This is a genomic window from Paenibacillus sp. ALE3 (genome assembly GCF_054113405.1).
This window is the reverse complement of record NZ_CM134214.1, coordinates 5,460,090-5,475,443: the sequence shown is the minus strand read 5'-3', so window position 1 is coordinate 5,475,443 and position 15,354 is coordinate 5,460,090. Positions and strand designations below refer to the sequence as shown.

The 15,354-nt window shown below is 44.6% G+C and carries 15 protein-coding genes and 1 pseudogene; 9 read left to right on the top strand and 7 right to left on the bottom strand.

All coding sequences use genetic code 11. From position 1 onward, the window contains the following. Window positions 1–53: 53 nt before the first annotated feature. On the top strand, window positions 54–563 hold the full coding sequence (locus ACXHJ2_RS24600) for a DUF1036 domain-containing protein (RefSeq protein WP_058830947.1): 510 nt from the start codon (window positions 54–56) through the stop codon (window positions 561–563). Between the two features lie 124 nt (window positions 564–687). Here the strand turns inward: ACXHJ2_RS24600 and ACXHJ2_RS24595 are convergent, their stop codons facing one another. Further along, window positions 688–1,740, bottom strand: coding sequence for an LLM class flavin-dependent oxidoreductase (locus ACXHJ2_RS24595; protein ID WP_058830946.1), 1,053 nt, complete (start codon window positions 1,738–1,740; stop codon window positions 688–690). 250 nt (window positions 1,741–1,990) lie between these two features. On the opposite strand from ACXHJ2_RS24595, the gene ACXHJ2_RS24590 reads away from it, so the two are divergent. Continuing rightward, entirely contained in the window at window positions 1,991–2,746 is a 756-nt protein-coding gene (locus ACXHJ2_RS24590; RefSeq protein ID WP_165082148.1) for an AIM24 family protein, read from the top strand. 117 nt (window positions 2,747–2,863) lie between these two features. Here ACXHJ2_RS24590 and ACXHJ2_RS24585 read toward each other — a convergent pair whose 3' ends face one another. Further along, on the bottom strand, window positions 2,864–3,205 hold the full coding sequence (locus ACXHJ2_RS24585; RefSeq protein ID WP_013373813.1) for a zinc ribbon domain-containing protein YjdM: 342 nt from the start codon (window positions 3,203–3,205) through the stop codon (window positions 2,864–2,866). Between the two features lie 154 nt (window positions 3,206–3,359). Continuing rightward, window positions 3,360–4,226, bottom strand: coding sequence for an SDR family oxidoreductase (locus ACXHJ2_RS24580; protein WP_013373814.1), 867 nt, complete (start codon window positions 4,224–4,226; stop codon window positions 3,360–3,362). Window positions 4,227–4,364: 138 nt separating this feature from the next. Here ACXHJ2_RS24580 and ACXHJ2_RS24575 point away from each other — a divergent pair, with 138 nt between their 5' ends. Then, window positions 4,365–5,258, top strand: a complete 894-nt coding sequence (locus ACXHJ2_RS24575; RefSeq protein WP_165082274.1) for a diacylglycerol/lipid kinase family protein — start codon at window positions 4,365–4,367, stop codon at window positions 5,256–5,258. A 14-nt stretch (window positions 5,259–5,272) separates the two neighbouring features. On the opposite strand, the gene ACXHJ2_RS24570 is transcribed toward ACXHJ2_RS24575, so the two are convergent. Next, window positions 5,273–5,815 carry a hypothetical protein gene (locus tag ACXHJ2_RS24570; protein WP_040102510.1) on the bottom strand — a complete coding sequence of 181 codons (543 nt, stop codon included), beginning with the start codon at window positions 5,813–5,815 and terminating at the stop codon, window positions 5,273–5,275. Window positions 5,816–5,912: 97 nt separating this feature from the next. On the opposite strand from ACXHJ2_RS24570, the gene ACXHJ2_RS24565 reads away from it, so the two are divergent. Both ACXHJ2_RS24565 and ACXHJ2_RS24560 read left to right on the top strand, forming a co-directional pair. Beyond that, entirely contained in the window at window positions 5,913–6,827 is a 915-nt protein-coding gene (locus ACXHJ2_RS24565) for a phosphatidate cytidylyltransferase (RefSeq protein WP_165082150.1), read from the top strand. A gap of 133 nt (window positions 6,828–6,960) precedes the next feature. Beyond that, a complete protein-coding gene (locus ACXHJ2_RS24560; RefSeq protein WP_013373818.1) occupies window positions 6,961–7,302 on the top strand; it encodes a DUF3243 domain-containing protein in 342 nt (113 codons plus the stop codon). A gap of 140 nt (window positions 7,303–7,442) precedes the next feature. Here the strand turns inward: ACXHJ2_RS24560 and ACXHJ2_RS24555 are convergent, their stop codons facing one another. Beyond that, window positions 7,443–9,440 carry a PTS fructose transporter subunit IIABC gene (locus tag ACXHJ2_RS24555; protein WP_165082152.1) on the bottom strand — a complete coding sequence of 666 codons (1,998 nt, stop codon included), beginning with the start codon at window positions 9,438–9,440 and terminating at the stop codon, window positions 7,443–7,445. Between the two features lie 170 nt (window positions 9,441–9,610). Then, on the bottom strand, window positions 9,611–11,563 hold the full coding sequence (locus tag ACXHJ2_RS24550; RefSeq protein WP_165082154.1) for a BglG family transcription antiterminator: 1,953 nt from the start codon (window positions 11,561–11,563) through the stop codon (window positions 9,611–9,613). A 147-nt stretch (window positions 11,564–11,710) separates the two neighbouring features. Between ACXHJ2_RS24550 and ACXHJ2_RS24545 the strand changes: the two genes are divergently transcribed. The 3 genes from ACXHJ2_RS24545 (at window position 11,711) to ACXHJ2_RS24535 (ending at window position 13,438) form a co-directional block, all read left to right on the top strand. Then, complete coding sequence (locus ACXHJ2_RS24545) at window positions 11,711–12,439, top strand: SDR family oxidoreductase (protein ID WP_165082156.1); 729 nt, start codon at window positions 11,711–11,713, stop codon at window positions 12,437–12,439. After that, a complete protein-coding gene (locus tag ACXHJ2_RS24540; protein ID WP_238791068.1) occupies window positions 12,433–12,894 on the top strand; it encodes a MerR family transcriptional regulator in 462 nt (153 codons plus the stop codon). Before ACXHJ2_RS24545 ends, ACXHJ2_RS24540 begins: the two co-directional genes overlap by 7 nt. A 175-nt stretch (window positions 12,895–13,069) precedes the next feature. After that, on the top strand, window positions 13,070–13,438 hold the full coding sequence (locus tag ACXHJ2_RS24535; RefSeq protein WP_238791069.1) for a GNAT family N-acetyltransferase: 369 nt from the start codon (window positions 13,070–13,072) through the stop codon (window positions 13,436–13,438). On the opposite strand, the pseudogene ACXHJ2_RS24530 reads toward ACXHJ2_RS24535, so the two are convergent. Further along, window positions 13,429–13,982: pseudogene (locus tag ACXHJ2_RS24530) on the bottom strand (GNAT family N-acetyltransferase). The gene ACXHJ2_RS24535 and the pseudogene ACXHJ2_RS24530 overlap by 10 nt on opposite strands. A gap of 243 nt (window positions 13,983–14,225) precedes the next feature. Here ACXHJ2_RS24530 and ACXHJ2_RS24525 point away from each other — a divergent pair. Further along, window positions 14,226–15,344: an RDD family protein gene (locus ACXHJ2_RS24525; RefSeq protein ID WP_043886074.1), complete on the top strand. Its 1,119-nt coding sequence runs from the start codon at window positions 14,226–14,228 to the stop codon at window positions 15,342–15,344. Window positions 15,345–15,354: the final 10 nt, after the last annotated feature.

Here is a 15,354-nt window from a genome sequence, read left to right as displayed (position 1 = left end):
AATACTCATAAGCTACACTGTAAGATTACTATATGAGGAAAGAAGGGGCGACAATGGGTCTCAATTTTCGCAACAGCACCAATGCGGCTATCTTTGTAGTTTTTGCCTATCCGGACTTCAGCTGTACTCCTGTTAACTACTCCAAAGCAGGCTGGTATCGCGTGAACCCCGGTCAAACTATTCAAGTATGGAGCGGCTTCGCCGGAGGTAATACGTTTTTCTATTACGCCGAGGATGATTTTGGACGTACATGGCAGGGTTCTTACTTCACTCAAGTTCCTGAGAATGCCTTCGATTGGTGCTGGGATACAGGCTGTACCACTTGTAGAAACGTGGGACTGCGGAGAATTGCGGTTAGCCCGTTCGTCTTGAACTATACTATCGACTTTATAAGAAGCAGCAGTCAAAGAAAACCTGCCTCAACCACACTCCGCATGACGCTGCCTTCCAAAGCAACCCAAGAGAAACCTATCTTGCGCAGAGTTCCTGCCAAACCTAAGAGATTACAACAAGGGAAACTTCAATTACAGAAACGCATCACTCATAAAAAACGGACAAAATAAAGAATGATCTGAACTCACCTATACAGATTAATTAGAAACAATATAGACTATTTAGAACCAAAAAGGAGCGACCTCCTTACACGGTCTGCTCCTTTCTCTTTTCTCTATACTGAGGTCAATCCGCTTATTTGCTCTCAGATTCCCACTTGGATATCTCTTCACGCACCCGTGGCGCTACCTCTGTTCCCAATAACTCAATAGCTCTCATGACATCATCATGCGGCATCGTGCCGACGGGCACATGCAACAGAAAACGTGTAATGCCTACCTGTTTACGGAGATGAATGATTTTCTTGGCAACTGTATCGGGATCGCCTACATACAATGCTCCTTCAAAGCTGCGCGCGGCATCGAAGCTGGAACGAGTATAAGGACCCCAACCGCGTTCACGCCCAAGCACATTCATGCTCTGCTGAGTGGAAGGGAAAAACTTTTCAGCTGCAAGCTCGGTGGTCTCCGCGATAAAACCATGCGAGTGGGATGCAACTGGAAGCAGCGATGCATCATGACCTGCGTGCTTAGCTGCCTTTTTGTACAACTCCACCAATGGTGCAAACTGCATAGGGCTGCCTCCGATAATGGCAAGCACCAACGGCAATCCAAGCAAGCCCGCACGAACCACAGATTCCTGATTGCCTCCACTCCCGATCCATACAGGCAAAGGATTTTGCACCGGACGCGGATACACGCCTAAATTGTTGATCGCAGGCCGATGTCCGCCTTTCCAGGTCACTTTTTCGGATTCACGTATTTTCAATAGAAGTTCCAGTTTTTCATCAAACAACTCATCGTAGTTATCCAGGTCATACCCAAACAACGGAAACGATTCGATAAAAGAACCTCGGCCTGCCATAATTTCAGCTCGTCCATTCGAAATACCGTCCAGCGTAGCAAAATCCTGAAACACACGCACCGGATCATCCGATGAAAGCACCGTAACCGCACTGGTTAGGCGAATTCGTTGGGTCTGTGCCGCAGCAGCAGCCAGTATAACAGCCGGAGCAGATGCCGCATAATCTTTACGATGATGCTCTCCCACGCCGTACACATCCAGTCCTACCTGATCAGCAAGTACAATTTCCTCGACCACTTCACGTATCCGTTGTGCGTGACTGATAACCTCACCGGTTTGGGGATCCGGTGTTGTTTCTACAAACGTACTTATACCTATCTCCACTTGTCTTACCCCCTATTGTATGTTTCATTTTTCATTCGGTTGCTTTCGAAGCAATCATTTTAAAAACCGATATCTTTATATTGAACCTTTTTTATATCTTTTTCAAGCTCTCCTTTTCTGAGTTTGAAAATCAGGCGAGAGAAGTGCCGAGATCTGCGCAGGAAAAGCAGTCTCTTTGTCGAATTATGGTATGGAGTAAATAAGATTTCCATCCCCACACCATGAAAACAACAAGGAGGCGCATACATTTATGGCTTTTGTTATTAATAATTTAAAGGATAACAGCAATGTTGCCATCACTGACCAATTAGGTGGATTTACGGTACTGGAATACATAACAGATTTGAGTTGCACCTCGGTTGCGGCTGCGAAAGACAATTACTATATGAGCAAAAGTAACATGCGCCGCAAGCAGCTCATGATCGAAATCAATAATAGTGAGATTATGATGAGGGCAGGTGCCATGCAATATATTGTAGGTAGCATGGAAATGACTACCGGTGTAAAAGGCGTGGGAGGCTTAATGCGAAACTTGGTATCCGGTGCTGTAACAGGGACAGGTGCCATTAAGCCGCACTATAAAGGCACGGGAACCATCATGCTGGAGCCTACCTATCAATATATTTGGCTTATTGATGTCGATAATGATGACATTGCCATCGAAGACGGATTGTTTTTAGCTTGCGACACCACACTGGACATATCCGTCGTTGCACGTAGTAATCTTTCCTCTGCTGCACTGGGCGGAGAAGGGTTATTTAATTTAAGCGCCCGTGGAAAAGGAGTACTGGCACTTCAAGCGCCGATCCCTTCTGATGAAGCAGTCGTTATAGAATTGCAAAATGATGTGCTTAAGGTGGATGGCAACTTTGCCCTTATGTGGTCCAACACCCTACAGTTCACCGTTGAAAAATCGGGGAAAACCAAAATGGGCTCAGCCGCTTCCGGCGAAGGGCTGGTTAATGTATACAGGGGAACAGGAACCGTGTGGCTGGCACCACTATGACATCTATATGGGCATGAGCATTGGAAGCCCAATGATGCCCAATGCTAATAAAAAAGGAGAAGCCTCGGCTTCTCCTTTTTATCCTCATGGAACTGAACAGTTTCTCTGCTATATACTCTAATTCTTTTTAACAAACTCTGATTTTAGCTTCATTGCTCCAAAACCATCAATTTTGCAATCAATATCGTGGTCGCCTTCCACCAGACGGATGTTTTTTACTTTGGTGCCAATTTTCAAGACGGAAGAGCTTCCCTTCACTTTAAGGTCTTTAATGACAGTTACAGAGTCACCATCCTTCAGAATGTTACCATTCGCATCTTTGACGACTTTTACGTCTTCACTGCTTTCAGTTTCTGACTCGGCAGACCACTCATGGGCGCATTCCGGGCAAATGAACAGACTACGGTCCTCATAAGTGTACTCTGAATTACACTCAGGACAATTTGGCAAATTAGACATGGTATTATGTACTCCATTCATTTTTATTTCTATTCCAAGCTACCTTGGAGTTCCCTACAAGTATATTGGATAATCAGTCGCGGTTCCAGTTATGAATGTAACTAAAACGGATGCTAACCTTCCTAGGCAGCATCCGTTTTGTACGACATATTTATTATGCTTGGATTTGTTTGACCAGTTCACTAATTCCTTGCTTAAGCGGCGTCAGGGGACGCTTCAACAGCTTCTCAAAATCGTTGCTTACGACATCCAAAGCTCCTTCACGAATCGCTTGTTGAATGCCTACCACAATAGGGATGGCACCTTCCGGTACTCCCGCACCGAGCATGATCTCGGCATACGCAGCATCGTCTACCTGCTGTACAGGAACGTCCTTACCCAGGACCTCAGCAAGTATCGCTGCCAACTCTTCTTGGGTAATCGGCTTACCAGAGAGCTCGTAGATTGTATTCTCATGTCCTTCGCCAGACAACACGGCTGCAGCCGCTTGCGCGTAATCAGCGCGGGCAGCCCAACCTACTCTACCGGACCCTGCTGAGGTTAACCATGGAGCTCCCGCGAGTACGGATTGGATCGTGCCTGCTTCATTCTCAAGATACCAATTATTACGCAAGAAGGAGTAAGGAATACCTGACTCACGAATGAACTCCTCCGTAATACGATGTACGGGTGCAAGGAATAGAGTGCTGTCAGCGGCATTGGCCGCACTGGTATACGCGATGAACCCTACTCCCGCACGCACAGCAGCATCAACAGCCGCTTTATGCTGACGAATTCTAGTATCATTATCCCCGTCTGCGGATATAATCAACAATCGATCTACACCAGCAAATGCCTGATCCAGCGTTTCTGGCTTGTCAAAATCGCCATGACGAACGTCAACGCCACGATTACGTAACCCCTCTGCTTTTTCCGGATTTCTTACGCTAACAATAAGGTCTTTTGCCGGGACGGATGCAAGCAATGTATCTACCACAATGGAACCCAGTTGCCCCGTTGCTCCTGTTAATGCGATTTTCATACGAAATCCTCCATTCAGATTTTATTTACTTTTATATAGTAACTAAAAATATGACACATGTCTAATTTAGAGTCTAAAGGTATGCTTTTCGGGTAAGGGTTGGTAACCCCGACTTTCCCCAAAGAGAGGAATATGTATATGAAGAAAGCTATGGTCATTGTAAATCCCTCTTCTGGCAAAGAGGAATCCCTCCAACATGTCAGAAACGTAGAAGAAATTCTACGTGAGCAAGGATACGCCGTTACAGTCGAAGAAACGGCACAAGAACTTGATGCCACCCGTTTTTGCGTCACTGCATGTCAGGAGACTTATGATCTAGTCGTTTCCCTCGGTGGAGATGGCACGCTTCACGAAACCATTAATGGTTTCATGGATCAAGCCCATCGTCCAAAACTAGGGGTCATCCCGCTTGGGACCGTCAATGATTTTGCCCGTGCCTTACAAATTCCGCTAAGTCCTGAACTGGCGATCCGTACACTCACTTCTGCTCGCGTGAAAGCCGTAGATATGGGTCTCTTAAACGGTCGAATGTTTGCCAATGTTGTTGCCACTGGCTCGCTTGCCGAATCGCTATCCGCTGTGTCGTCAGACGATAAATCCATGTTTGGTACATTTGCCTACTTTAAAGAAGGTTTGAAAGAACTTATCAATCATCCTGTCCATCCGCTTATCGTCCGCTATGATGACAGGACTTGGGAAGGCGAATCCCCACTCTTTCTTGCTGCTTTAACCAACTCAGTTGGCGGATTTGAGAAACTGGCGCCCGGGGCGGCTGTTGATGATGGTCTGCTTCACTGCTTTATTTTCAAAAACCTTAATATATTGAACACGGTGACGGCCAGCATAAGCTTATTTTTAGGCAACCTGAAAGATCATAGTGATATCGTTTACTTTACTGCAAAGCATGTAAGTGTCAGCTCTGCAGAACCGGTCAGTACGAATGTAGATGGTGAGGAAGGACCCTCTTTGCCTATCGAGCTTGGTATTCTAGCGCGTCACATCGAGGTGATTGTGCCTGGGGAGTCTAAGTAATAAAGTGCTTATCCTCAGGCTTGAGGCTCATACTCGCTCAATTTCCCCTCGTAGATCAGATGGAATCGGTCACTTTGCCGAAAATCGTCTGGTGTAATAAGGGCGGGCAACTTGTTCCATATTTTGATGCCGGATCGCTGTAAAATTTCCGCGACGAATTGCGAACAAAAATAAGAATTACTGAACTCAACTGGTTCTTTGAGTGCAACGCCAATTAATCCCAGTAAGTTATACATATATTTTTGCCGACTTCGGATAAATACATGTAAAACTCTCTTCATTTTCTCGACTTCACGGTCGGTTACTTGAAGCTCGTAGATGACACATGTTGTATTCGGAAATCTGCTGTATGTACCTGTCTTAATATCCTCTTTCACGAAACCACCATCCAGAGGGTTACTGGGGGTCTTTCTCCCGAAGCTGTATAACTCCGAAAGTTCTCGGTTGAAGGAAATGGAGGCGTGATTGTATGGTGCTCTTGTATAGCTTTTAATGACTCTCGTCAGAAACGTTCCCGTATTCGTAAGCAAGATAAAAACCGATTGATCAGCTACCATTTACGAAACTTCCCCTTATCAAGTTTGAATTATTCCTTCATAATAACATAGGACCCCCTTCAGGGAATCCTATTTCGCTATAAGTTGGTGAGTCGCAATGGACAGTTCGTTATTAACGTTAACCCTTATTTGTATAGCCTTATTAATCATCCATCTAATTTATATAGTGGTAGTCAAAACACAGCCAAACAAAGACTATGCAGCTATTGGACTTCGCATTAAGACCTGGTGGGGCATGTTCTTTATCTTTTGCCTGGCAACACTTTTCAATCCGATCGTTTCACTGCTTTCCTTGATGGTGCTTACTTTCTTTGCGCTAAAAGAATACTTCTCCATGATTAGATCCAGAAAAGCTGACCGCAGGTTGTTTTTATGGGCATACTTGGCGATTCCTGTACAGTTTTATTGGATTTATATCGGGTGGTATGGGATGTTTATCGTCTTTATCCCTATCTATGTATTCTTGCTGCTACCGCTCCCGCGATTGATCAATAAAGGAACCGTGGGTTTCCTACGTAGTGTCAGCTCGACTCAATGGGGACTCATGCTGATGGTTTTTGGACTGAGTCACCTGGCTTATTTTCAGTTTGCTACGCCACAATACGGAGCAAAACTTGTACTTTTTCTAGTGGTACTGACACAGCTCAATGATGTCGCACATTATCTGGCATCACTCTATTTCGGCAAGCGGAAAATCGTCCCGACATCCAATCCCAATATAACTTGGGAAGGCTTTGCATTCGCTTTTCCCGTAACCATAGCGGCTTCGTATCTAATCTATCCGTACCTGACGCCGTTTGATCTGAAATTTGGGATTATTATGGGCATGTTGATTAGCTTGAGCGGTTTCTTCGGGAGCTTAACGGTTTCCGTGCTGAAACGAGATTTATTAATCGGCGATGATAATAAGTTCGATGCTTTGAAAAAAAGCTACTTAAGCCGAGTGGATAGCTTGACCTACACCTCGCCCGTCTTTTTTCACGTGATTCGTTATTTTTTCGACTTTATGTAACAATATGTTTTTCTTCATCGCTCCACGATACTCTGCTTGCTTCTCGCCGTTTTCATTTTAGTTAGCCGGGGTAAGTACTACTGTACCGCAAGCAGTCCTTATCCTAGAAAACAATCTTGAGGAGGCGTTAGAAATGGCAGAGCACAATCATGTTGTAAATAAGGAAGGCGAAGTGGCCCTGAACAAAGTAGATGACGCGTTAAATCGGATAGACGACAGCAAAAAGGATGACATTTTGGGCAGCTTTGATTCATTCAAAAGTTATTTGAGCGACAAAATTGAAATGGCTCAAAAAATCGGCTTGAATGAAGAAGTGATGGCAAAAGCAGCTGAGAAGATTGCAGGCTATCTGGCAGCCAAGGAAGAACCGCGCAATAGCGAGGAGAAGCTTCTTCAGGAATTGTGGAAGGTAGGGGATAAAGAGCAGCAGCACGCGCTTGCTCATATGCTCGTACGCGTAGCTCAATCCTCGTAGAAATACTTAATTGATTAAAAACAATATTTTACTATAAAAGAGCAGTCTATCCTTAGATGAGGATAGACTGCTCTTGCGTTTACTATCGTTGCAGTGTGTTCCGCTAGTGATTAACAATATGTTCTGCTTAGCGCATGGAATTAATGCACCTGAGTCAGTAATTGATATGCATCTTTCTTGGTCGTAACCGCCAGAAGCGCTTCTCTAAAATGGTCGTCCATCAGCTTACGAGACAGCATTTGCAGCACCTTCAGATGGGCATTGTCCTTACTATTACGCGGAACAGCAATCATGAAGATCAGTTTCGCTTCACTTCCGTCCAGACTTTTCCAATCCACTCCGCTTCGCTTCACCCCAAAGACCACGCTTGGCTTCAGAACAGCTTCCGATTTACCGTGAGGAATGGCAATATTCATTCCAATGCCTGTGGAGCTTTCCTTCTCTCGGTCCAATATAGCCTGTTTAAAACCACTGGCAGAACTTACGGCTCCATTTCTCTCAAGTGCTCCGATCATTTCATCAATCACGGCATCCTGTGTCGTTCCTTCCAGATCCAGATTAATCAGATCCATCGTTACAATATCTGTCAACTTCTCAATGTGAATGGCTTGCGAAGATACTTCGGGCTCGTTATTTGCAATCGCTGAAGCTGATGACTCGGCGGCAGTCGTAGTCATCGTAGATTGTTCCGTTACTGCGGCAGAATTTCCAGATGTCTCTTCTCCAGCAACAGCCGGATTTGCAGTTGCAATATCCCTTTTCAGCAGACTCACCAGGATAACAGAGACGGCTGCTCCGACAATAACAGCAATGAAGAACATGAACACATTGTCCACTGCACCAAGAATGGCTACAATCGGTCCACCATGAGCTACCTTATCCCCTACATTTCCCAACATCGCAATGACTGAACCGACCATAGATCCTGCCATGATACTAGGAATAACACGCAATGGATCTTGTGCAGCGAAGGGAATCGCTCCTTCAGTAATACCGAATAATCCCATCGTGAATGTCGCTTTTCCGGCTTCGCGTTCTGCTGGTGCAAATTTACGCTTGTTGATCATTGCTGCAAGTCCCATTCCAATCGGTGGAATACAAATCGCAACGGCGATCGGTCCCATAATTTCGTAATTTCCTTCACCAATCATGGCCGAGCCGAATAAAAATGCTACTTTATTGACTGGACCACCCATATCGAAGGAGATCATCGCACCTAAAATCAGTGCCAATAGAATTGAACTTGTACCTTGCATACCTGCAAGCCAACCCGTCAAGGCTTCAAACAATTGTGCGACTGGAGAACCGATTATAAAGACAAAGATTAATCCTACAATTAAAGATGACAACACAGGGATAATAATAATAGGCATGATCGGCTGTAACGCTCGCCCAACCTTCATTTTCCGAATACCCAGTGCAACATAACCCGCCAGGAAACCAGCGATAATTCCGCCGATAAATCCGGCTCCCGCCTCACTTCCATAAAAACTGCCGTTCGCAGCAATGAATCCGCCAACCATACCCGGTGCAAGCCCCGGTCTATCCGCAATACTCATCGCGATGAATCCAGCGAGGATTGGTATCATAAAGGTAAACGAAGCCGAACCGATATCCTGAACCGTCTTCCAAAATGAACCGTCCGGTATAACCAGACCGCCTGGTGTCTTCTCACCGCCAATCGTCAACGCAATGGCAATGAGCAATCCCCCAATGACGATAAAGGGCACCATATAGGATACACCATTCATCAAGTGGCGGTAGATAGGATTTTGCTTCGGTTTATTCTCCTGTGAGCTAGCCTCGGAGGCACGTGACTCTGCCTGGTACATAGGCACATTCCCCTTCATCACCCGCTGGATCAATTCTTCCGGACGGCGAATCCCATCCTGTACTCCAACGACCAGCAGTTTCTTGCCGACGAAGCGGTCTTTGACCACCGTCTTATCCGCTGCAATAATAATGCCATCCGCTTCACGGATCTCCTGCTCCGTTAGTTGATTTTCTACTTCAATGGAGCCTTGTGTCTCGACCTTCATCTCGATACCCAGCTTGGCTGCTGCCTTTTGCAGATTCTCAGCTGCCATATACGTATGTGCAATTCCGTTAGGACATGAGGTAATCGCTAATATCTTCATAGTCATTCCCCTTCTCTCTGATGTTTCCGCTTACATTGATAGTATAACCGCCTTTTTTGCTGTTATCGGGCGAACTTTTTACCGGAACTTTCGGAAAAATAGAATAATACGGACAAAAAAACAGGACTTATAGATAAGTCCTGCTCCTAAGCACGGCTTTTAATTTTAGTTTATCCCTTTAGCTTCCCTAATAGTCTCATCGCATCGGTCTCCTTAGATAAAGCATGAACTAGAGCTGGCTGCTCACTGATTAGGGACAATTCCTTAAATAACTGCCGCATTTCTTCCCGCCCATCCTGTTTTACCGCAAGCAAGAACACAAGCTCTACTTTCTCGGTTCCCCAAGTAAGTGGCTTCTTTAAAGTAGCGACTACAATGGAGGACTGCCTTATCCACTCTGAGCCGCCATGCGGGATGGCTATGCCTCCCCCAATCGTCGTAGCTGACATTTTTTCTCGCGCCAATACGCTGTCCACATATCCTGTCTCCGCATATCCTTTGTCCTCCAGTATTTGCGCCAGCTTGGAAATCAATTGTTCCGGACGCTGCACTTCTTGCTGGGGAAAGACTAAAAAAGGTGTTGTATACTTGAAAAATACAGATTCATCTGCGACTCTAGGTTCGGGCTCATCCATTCGTCTGATCACTTGTTCCAGTTGACGCTCATCCTTGGCATCCAGCAATGGAGAGACGAGAATGTGCGGAACGCTCAGCTCTGGAAGAGCTACGGTTGTAATGATGAGATCTACCTCTTGGGTTGCCAGATAGTCCTGAACTTCAGCCTTCGAAAGGGTTGTCTCCACATGTACAGCCGGAAACTTACGTTCCACCTTTGTGCGCAGTAGCTGGGACATACCGATACCCATGTGACACACGATGATGGCTCTCTGAGGATGACTCTCTTTCTGGTGAAGTCGCTCCACAGAAGCCTGAAAATGTAGCGTTAAATACGCCGCTTCCTCCTCAGGGAACGATAACCGGACCAAATCCCCTACCTCTTCCAGCGTAATAATAACCCGGTCGAACATGTAAGGATACATCTTCTTAATCTCAGTCAGCATAGGATTGGACACCGTCAAACCATATTGAAGCCGGTTCAGGGTCGTATATAAATGGACCTTCAACCCTTTCAGCAACATCTTATCCTTGGAAAAGTCAATCATATTCAGCTCCGACATCCGCCGGACTAACTGCTCAATCAGTTTAGGCAAAAGCGGATGGCTGTCTGCCAGATCGCTTTGTTTGCCCTTTCTATCCTCTTGCTGGTAACGGAACTTTCCGCCCAGCAAATGCAGGGTTAGATAGGCCGTTTCTTCCTTGGAAAAAGGTACGGAAAACAGTTTTTGCAGCTGCCGTAAAAACGAAGTAGCCCATGTAAATTCGGCCTTCTCCTGCAAAAAGGCAATGTCTTTCTCGGAGAGAGAGATGGGCTGTCCCAGCTTGGTTCGTTTGACCATTAAGAGAATATGGAGCATTAAACCCTCAAAAGCTTCATCCGTAAAGCTGAGTTCATGATGCTTTTGAAATGCTTTTAATTCATAATTGATGGTTGCAATCTCGTGCGGCTCAAACTGCTTGCGCATCATCTGTCCTGTTAACTCAGGACTATCAATCAGCTGATTCATCCGCGCCAAAGCGATCCGCTTGTTTTTCTCTGTGCCTTGAATGGTCAAGCCTACGCGCTGCTTGGTAACCAAGGCAAGATCAAAGCTGTGCAGCCAGTCATCAATCTTTTCCATATCTCTACGGATCACCGTCTTGTTCACATAATACTGGGAGGCCAGATCTTGTATCGTTACAGGCTTGGCATCCATCAAGAGCCGATAGGCGAGATGTAACACCCTCTCCTCATCCGATTCATGCTGGGCTGTACTCTCGCCTGCATACAGGCGGTGAAATAAATCAGCCTGCTCCGCTTCACTTATCTCCAAATAAATACCGCGTCCCGGTCTTCTCACCAGATTGGCATTGGAGTGCTTGACTAGGTATTCTTCAATTACTTTTAGATCGTTTCGAATCGTCTTTTCTGAGCAATCCGTCTGATCGGCCAGATCCTGAACTAACCACAGTCGGTTCGATTCAATTAACAACTTACGGAAAATTTCTACTTGCCTTTTGTTCATTCCAATCTCCTATCTTCCAAAATAAAGAATGTTCAGGCATATCGGGCAATAATTCGTTGGTTTTGTGTTGACTTTAAGTATACTCCAAGTAGTACATTTAAAGCATGGTGGCCGCCAAATTTAAGAATGATGAAAAGAGGATTGCTCATGAATATTGGAAAAACAGTGCTTATTACGGGGGCCAACAAAGGAATCGGATATGAAACGGCCAAGCAATTGGGGGACACAGGTTTTACAGTTCTGATTGGCTCACGGAATGAGCAGAGTGGCCGGGAAGCGGTGGCTAAGTTGGCTAATGAGGGAGTAGAAGCCCGATTGATTTTGTTAGACGTGACGAATCAAAGTACGATTGATTCCGCAGTCCATCAGATCAAACAAGAATTCAGTTCCCTTGATGTACTCATCAACAATGCTGGAGTATCTCTTGGGGGGGCCACTCCTCCAAGTCAATTCCCTTTAACCGATTTAAAAGAAACGTATGAAACCAACTTTTTCGGTTTGGTCGCGGTGACTCAAGCCTTACTTCCTTTATTGAAAAAAGCTCCACGCGGCAGAATTGTTAACTTATCAAGTGGCCTTGGTTCGTTAACCTATAATAGCGATCCTGAGCACGAGCATGCCCAATTTAATTTACTTGCCTACAATAGCAGCAAAGCAGCGGTTAATATGCTAACCGTCACACTTGCCAAGGAATTCAAGGACTCACCTCTCAAAATTAATTCGGCTGACCCCGGCTTTACCGCCACCGACTTAAACGGCTTTACAGGACCGGGTTCGGTACAACAAGCTGCTGCTATCATTGTTCGTTTAGCAACTTTACACGATGATGGGCCGACAGGAGGGTTTTTCGATGCGAGTGGAGAAGTACCTTGGTAATTGTTACAATTAAGGAGTGGGATACTTTGCAGGAAATTCCAGAGACTGTAACCTCTATTAGTCAAGCTGCTGAACTAACAGGTTTAACAGAGGATACCATACGTTACTATGAGCGAATTGGCTTGCTACCTTATGCAGAACGAAAGGCTAACGGACACAGGTTCTACAGTAGAGATCAGATTCTAGGGATTATCTTTCTAACCCGATTAAAAGCTACTGGGATGACCATAGAAGAAATGAAACATTATCAAGAACTTTCGATGCAAGGTAACAGCACCATCCCGATCAGACATTCCTTACTTGAAAAACATAATCAGAAGATTCAAGGAGAAATCTCCAGACTGATGGAAACCCAAAAAATTATTGAATATAAACTCAATCATTATCGTGACCTCTCTACCAACCCTGATCTTACCGACACTAATTGCAACCCTACAATGAAGGAAAACTTATAATAATAACCCCTTTTCAAAGGGGTTATTTCCATTTTAACCAGGAGATTGATGGAGCCCCCGTTTCCAATTCTATAAAAAGCACGGCTATCAGGCACGCTATACGCTAAAATATTATAACGCTATGCTCCCATCGGTCTCTCCCGCTCCTTCATCTTCGTACACTCTTAAAAAACTTATGTTTGATGATGTCGCAGATTTCCGTACAACCCTCACCGACTGTCACATCCATTGGCAAAGTGACGCACCTTATTACGCCAACAGCACACAAGAAGTTTTTCTCGGCATCTATGCAGTCGATCAAACCCGACTCGGCATGATTGCTATGGGTGCTCAAGGTAAAATCAACTTTCTTTGGGTCGATCCCAAACATCGAAACCAAGGCCTTGGACGTACCCTACTTCATAAAGCGGCAGAAACCCAAAAGGTCGAGAAGGTATATATCTGCCTGTCCGACAATAACTCTCTTGAAGGCTTTATCCAAAAGGTAGGCTTCTCTAAGGACCCTATTGAGCAGTATGAAATGTATATACCCCTTCATAGATAATTGATATATTCTGATTTAACGAGTGCGCACATGCAAAGATCATCATATTTCCCCAACGTAAATTCATACTGGGACAGGATTCCTTCCTGCCGAAAGCCTGCTTTTTCAAGCAAACGCAAGGATTGCGTATTCTCCGGCTCTACTAGTGCCTGAATGCGGTTCAAGAGGAGGGTATTAAACCCATAGTCGATTACAGCTGCAAGTACCTCTGACATTAACCCTTGGCCCCAACAGGCTCTGGACAATTCATAACCCATTTCTGCTCGGTGATGACGTTGATCCCAGTTATGAAATCCGCAAGAACCGATGATTTTACCGTCCTTCGTTTGAAGAGCCCAGCGAATTCCCTGATCTGTTCCTCAAAAATCCGATCATACCAACGGATCTCTTCCAGTGCCTCTTCTTCAGACTTAAATGGGCTCACTCCATAAAACTTCATCACCTGCTCATCTGAAAAGTATTCCAACATGTCCTTGCTGTCCGTCGCTACCATTTTCCGTAATACAAGACGTTCGGTTGTTATAACCGGAAACTCACCTTTCATATTCTCACCCCTGTCCCCTTGTTCACTTTCGCCAGCTTTCCATTCATACCTACGCCTCCTAGTTCAATATTCGATTTCATTACTTTCTTCTTCCAATTATAAAGTAATTGAAAGAATACCTCTAAAGGGATATTTATAATTAGTTCTTTGTTTATAGAATGTTTTCCTAAACATGGATGATAAAAAGACCGTTATATATGGAGTGTGTCTTAAATTATGGAATATTAAAATGAGGTGTACGATTTGGAAGACCAGCACATATCACAGAATTCACAGGCAACAGCAAGAGAGAGGTACATTCGGCATGGGCAAAACTATGGAGAAACAAACAGAATGGCCGAAATATCAAAAACCTACGGTTCGTCTATTTTGTTTAGACGTTGGGGAGCAACGATTTTTGATTTCATATTTTTTATAATTGGTTATATTTGTTTTTTCATCTCGGTCATTCAGGTAACAGACAGATGGTTGTTGCCTTTAGCGATTGCTTCCCGTTGCATTCTGATTATAGCTTTCTTCTGCTATTATTTGCTTTTGGAAGGTTACACAGGCTATACGCTTGGCAAATTCGTTTTTCGTATTAAGGTGGTTAACGGAGAAGGAAACCCTCCTGGTTTTCTTAAATCACTCATTCGCACGCTGCTCAGGTTAATAGATACCAATCCATTGCTAATGGGTTCACTACCTGCTGGTATCAGCGTGTTAGTAACTGCATCAAGACAACGAATTGGTGATTTAGCCGCAGGTACATATGTGGTAAAGGTACGGGATTTAGAGCCGATTAGCAAAAAGGTAATGAGATGGTCGCTCTTTATATTTTTTACCGCAATGGTGATTTTGGGAGCCTCGTTTGTAAATGCTATTTTTGTACTGGCAAACAGTTACGAGTCCAATGAAGCTCCGGTAAGCAAGCAGGAACAGAGCTATGTAAGTAGAGATGGAAGATTTCAAATCTCAGCCCCGTTAGACTGGTCAACAGACCCGGACTGGGAAGGAAAAGCAGATATTGCGATATTCAATCCCTACATTCAAAAGTCTGTTATCGTACGATCCAATTCGAAGGAGAAATTGGGTAATGTAACGCGCCAGTACTACACAAAGAAAATTCAAAACAATATAACCAAAGAGTTTAATCTCTCTACGGTAGGACCTTCATCCAACACCACGATTCAAGGATATCCTGCCACTCAGTTCACGATTAAAGGACAGAAAGATGTAGACCGTTATGTCACCCATGTAGCTATTATTGAAACTGAAAATAATTTCTATCAGATCATCGGTTATACACCTGCATCAAAATATAGCCGTTTAAAGAAAGAACTTCATGACATTACCTATAGCTTTCGTGAGGTTCGACCATAGGCAACATGAC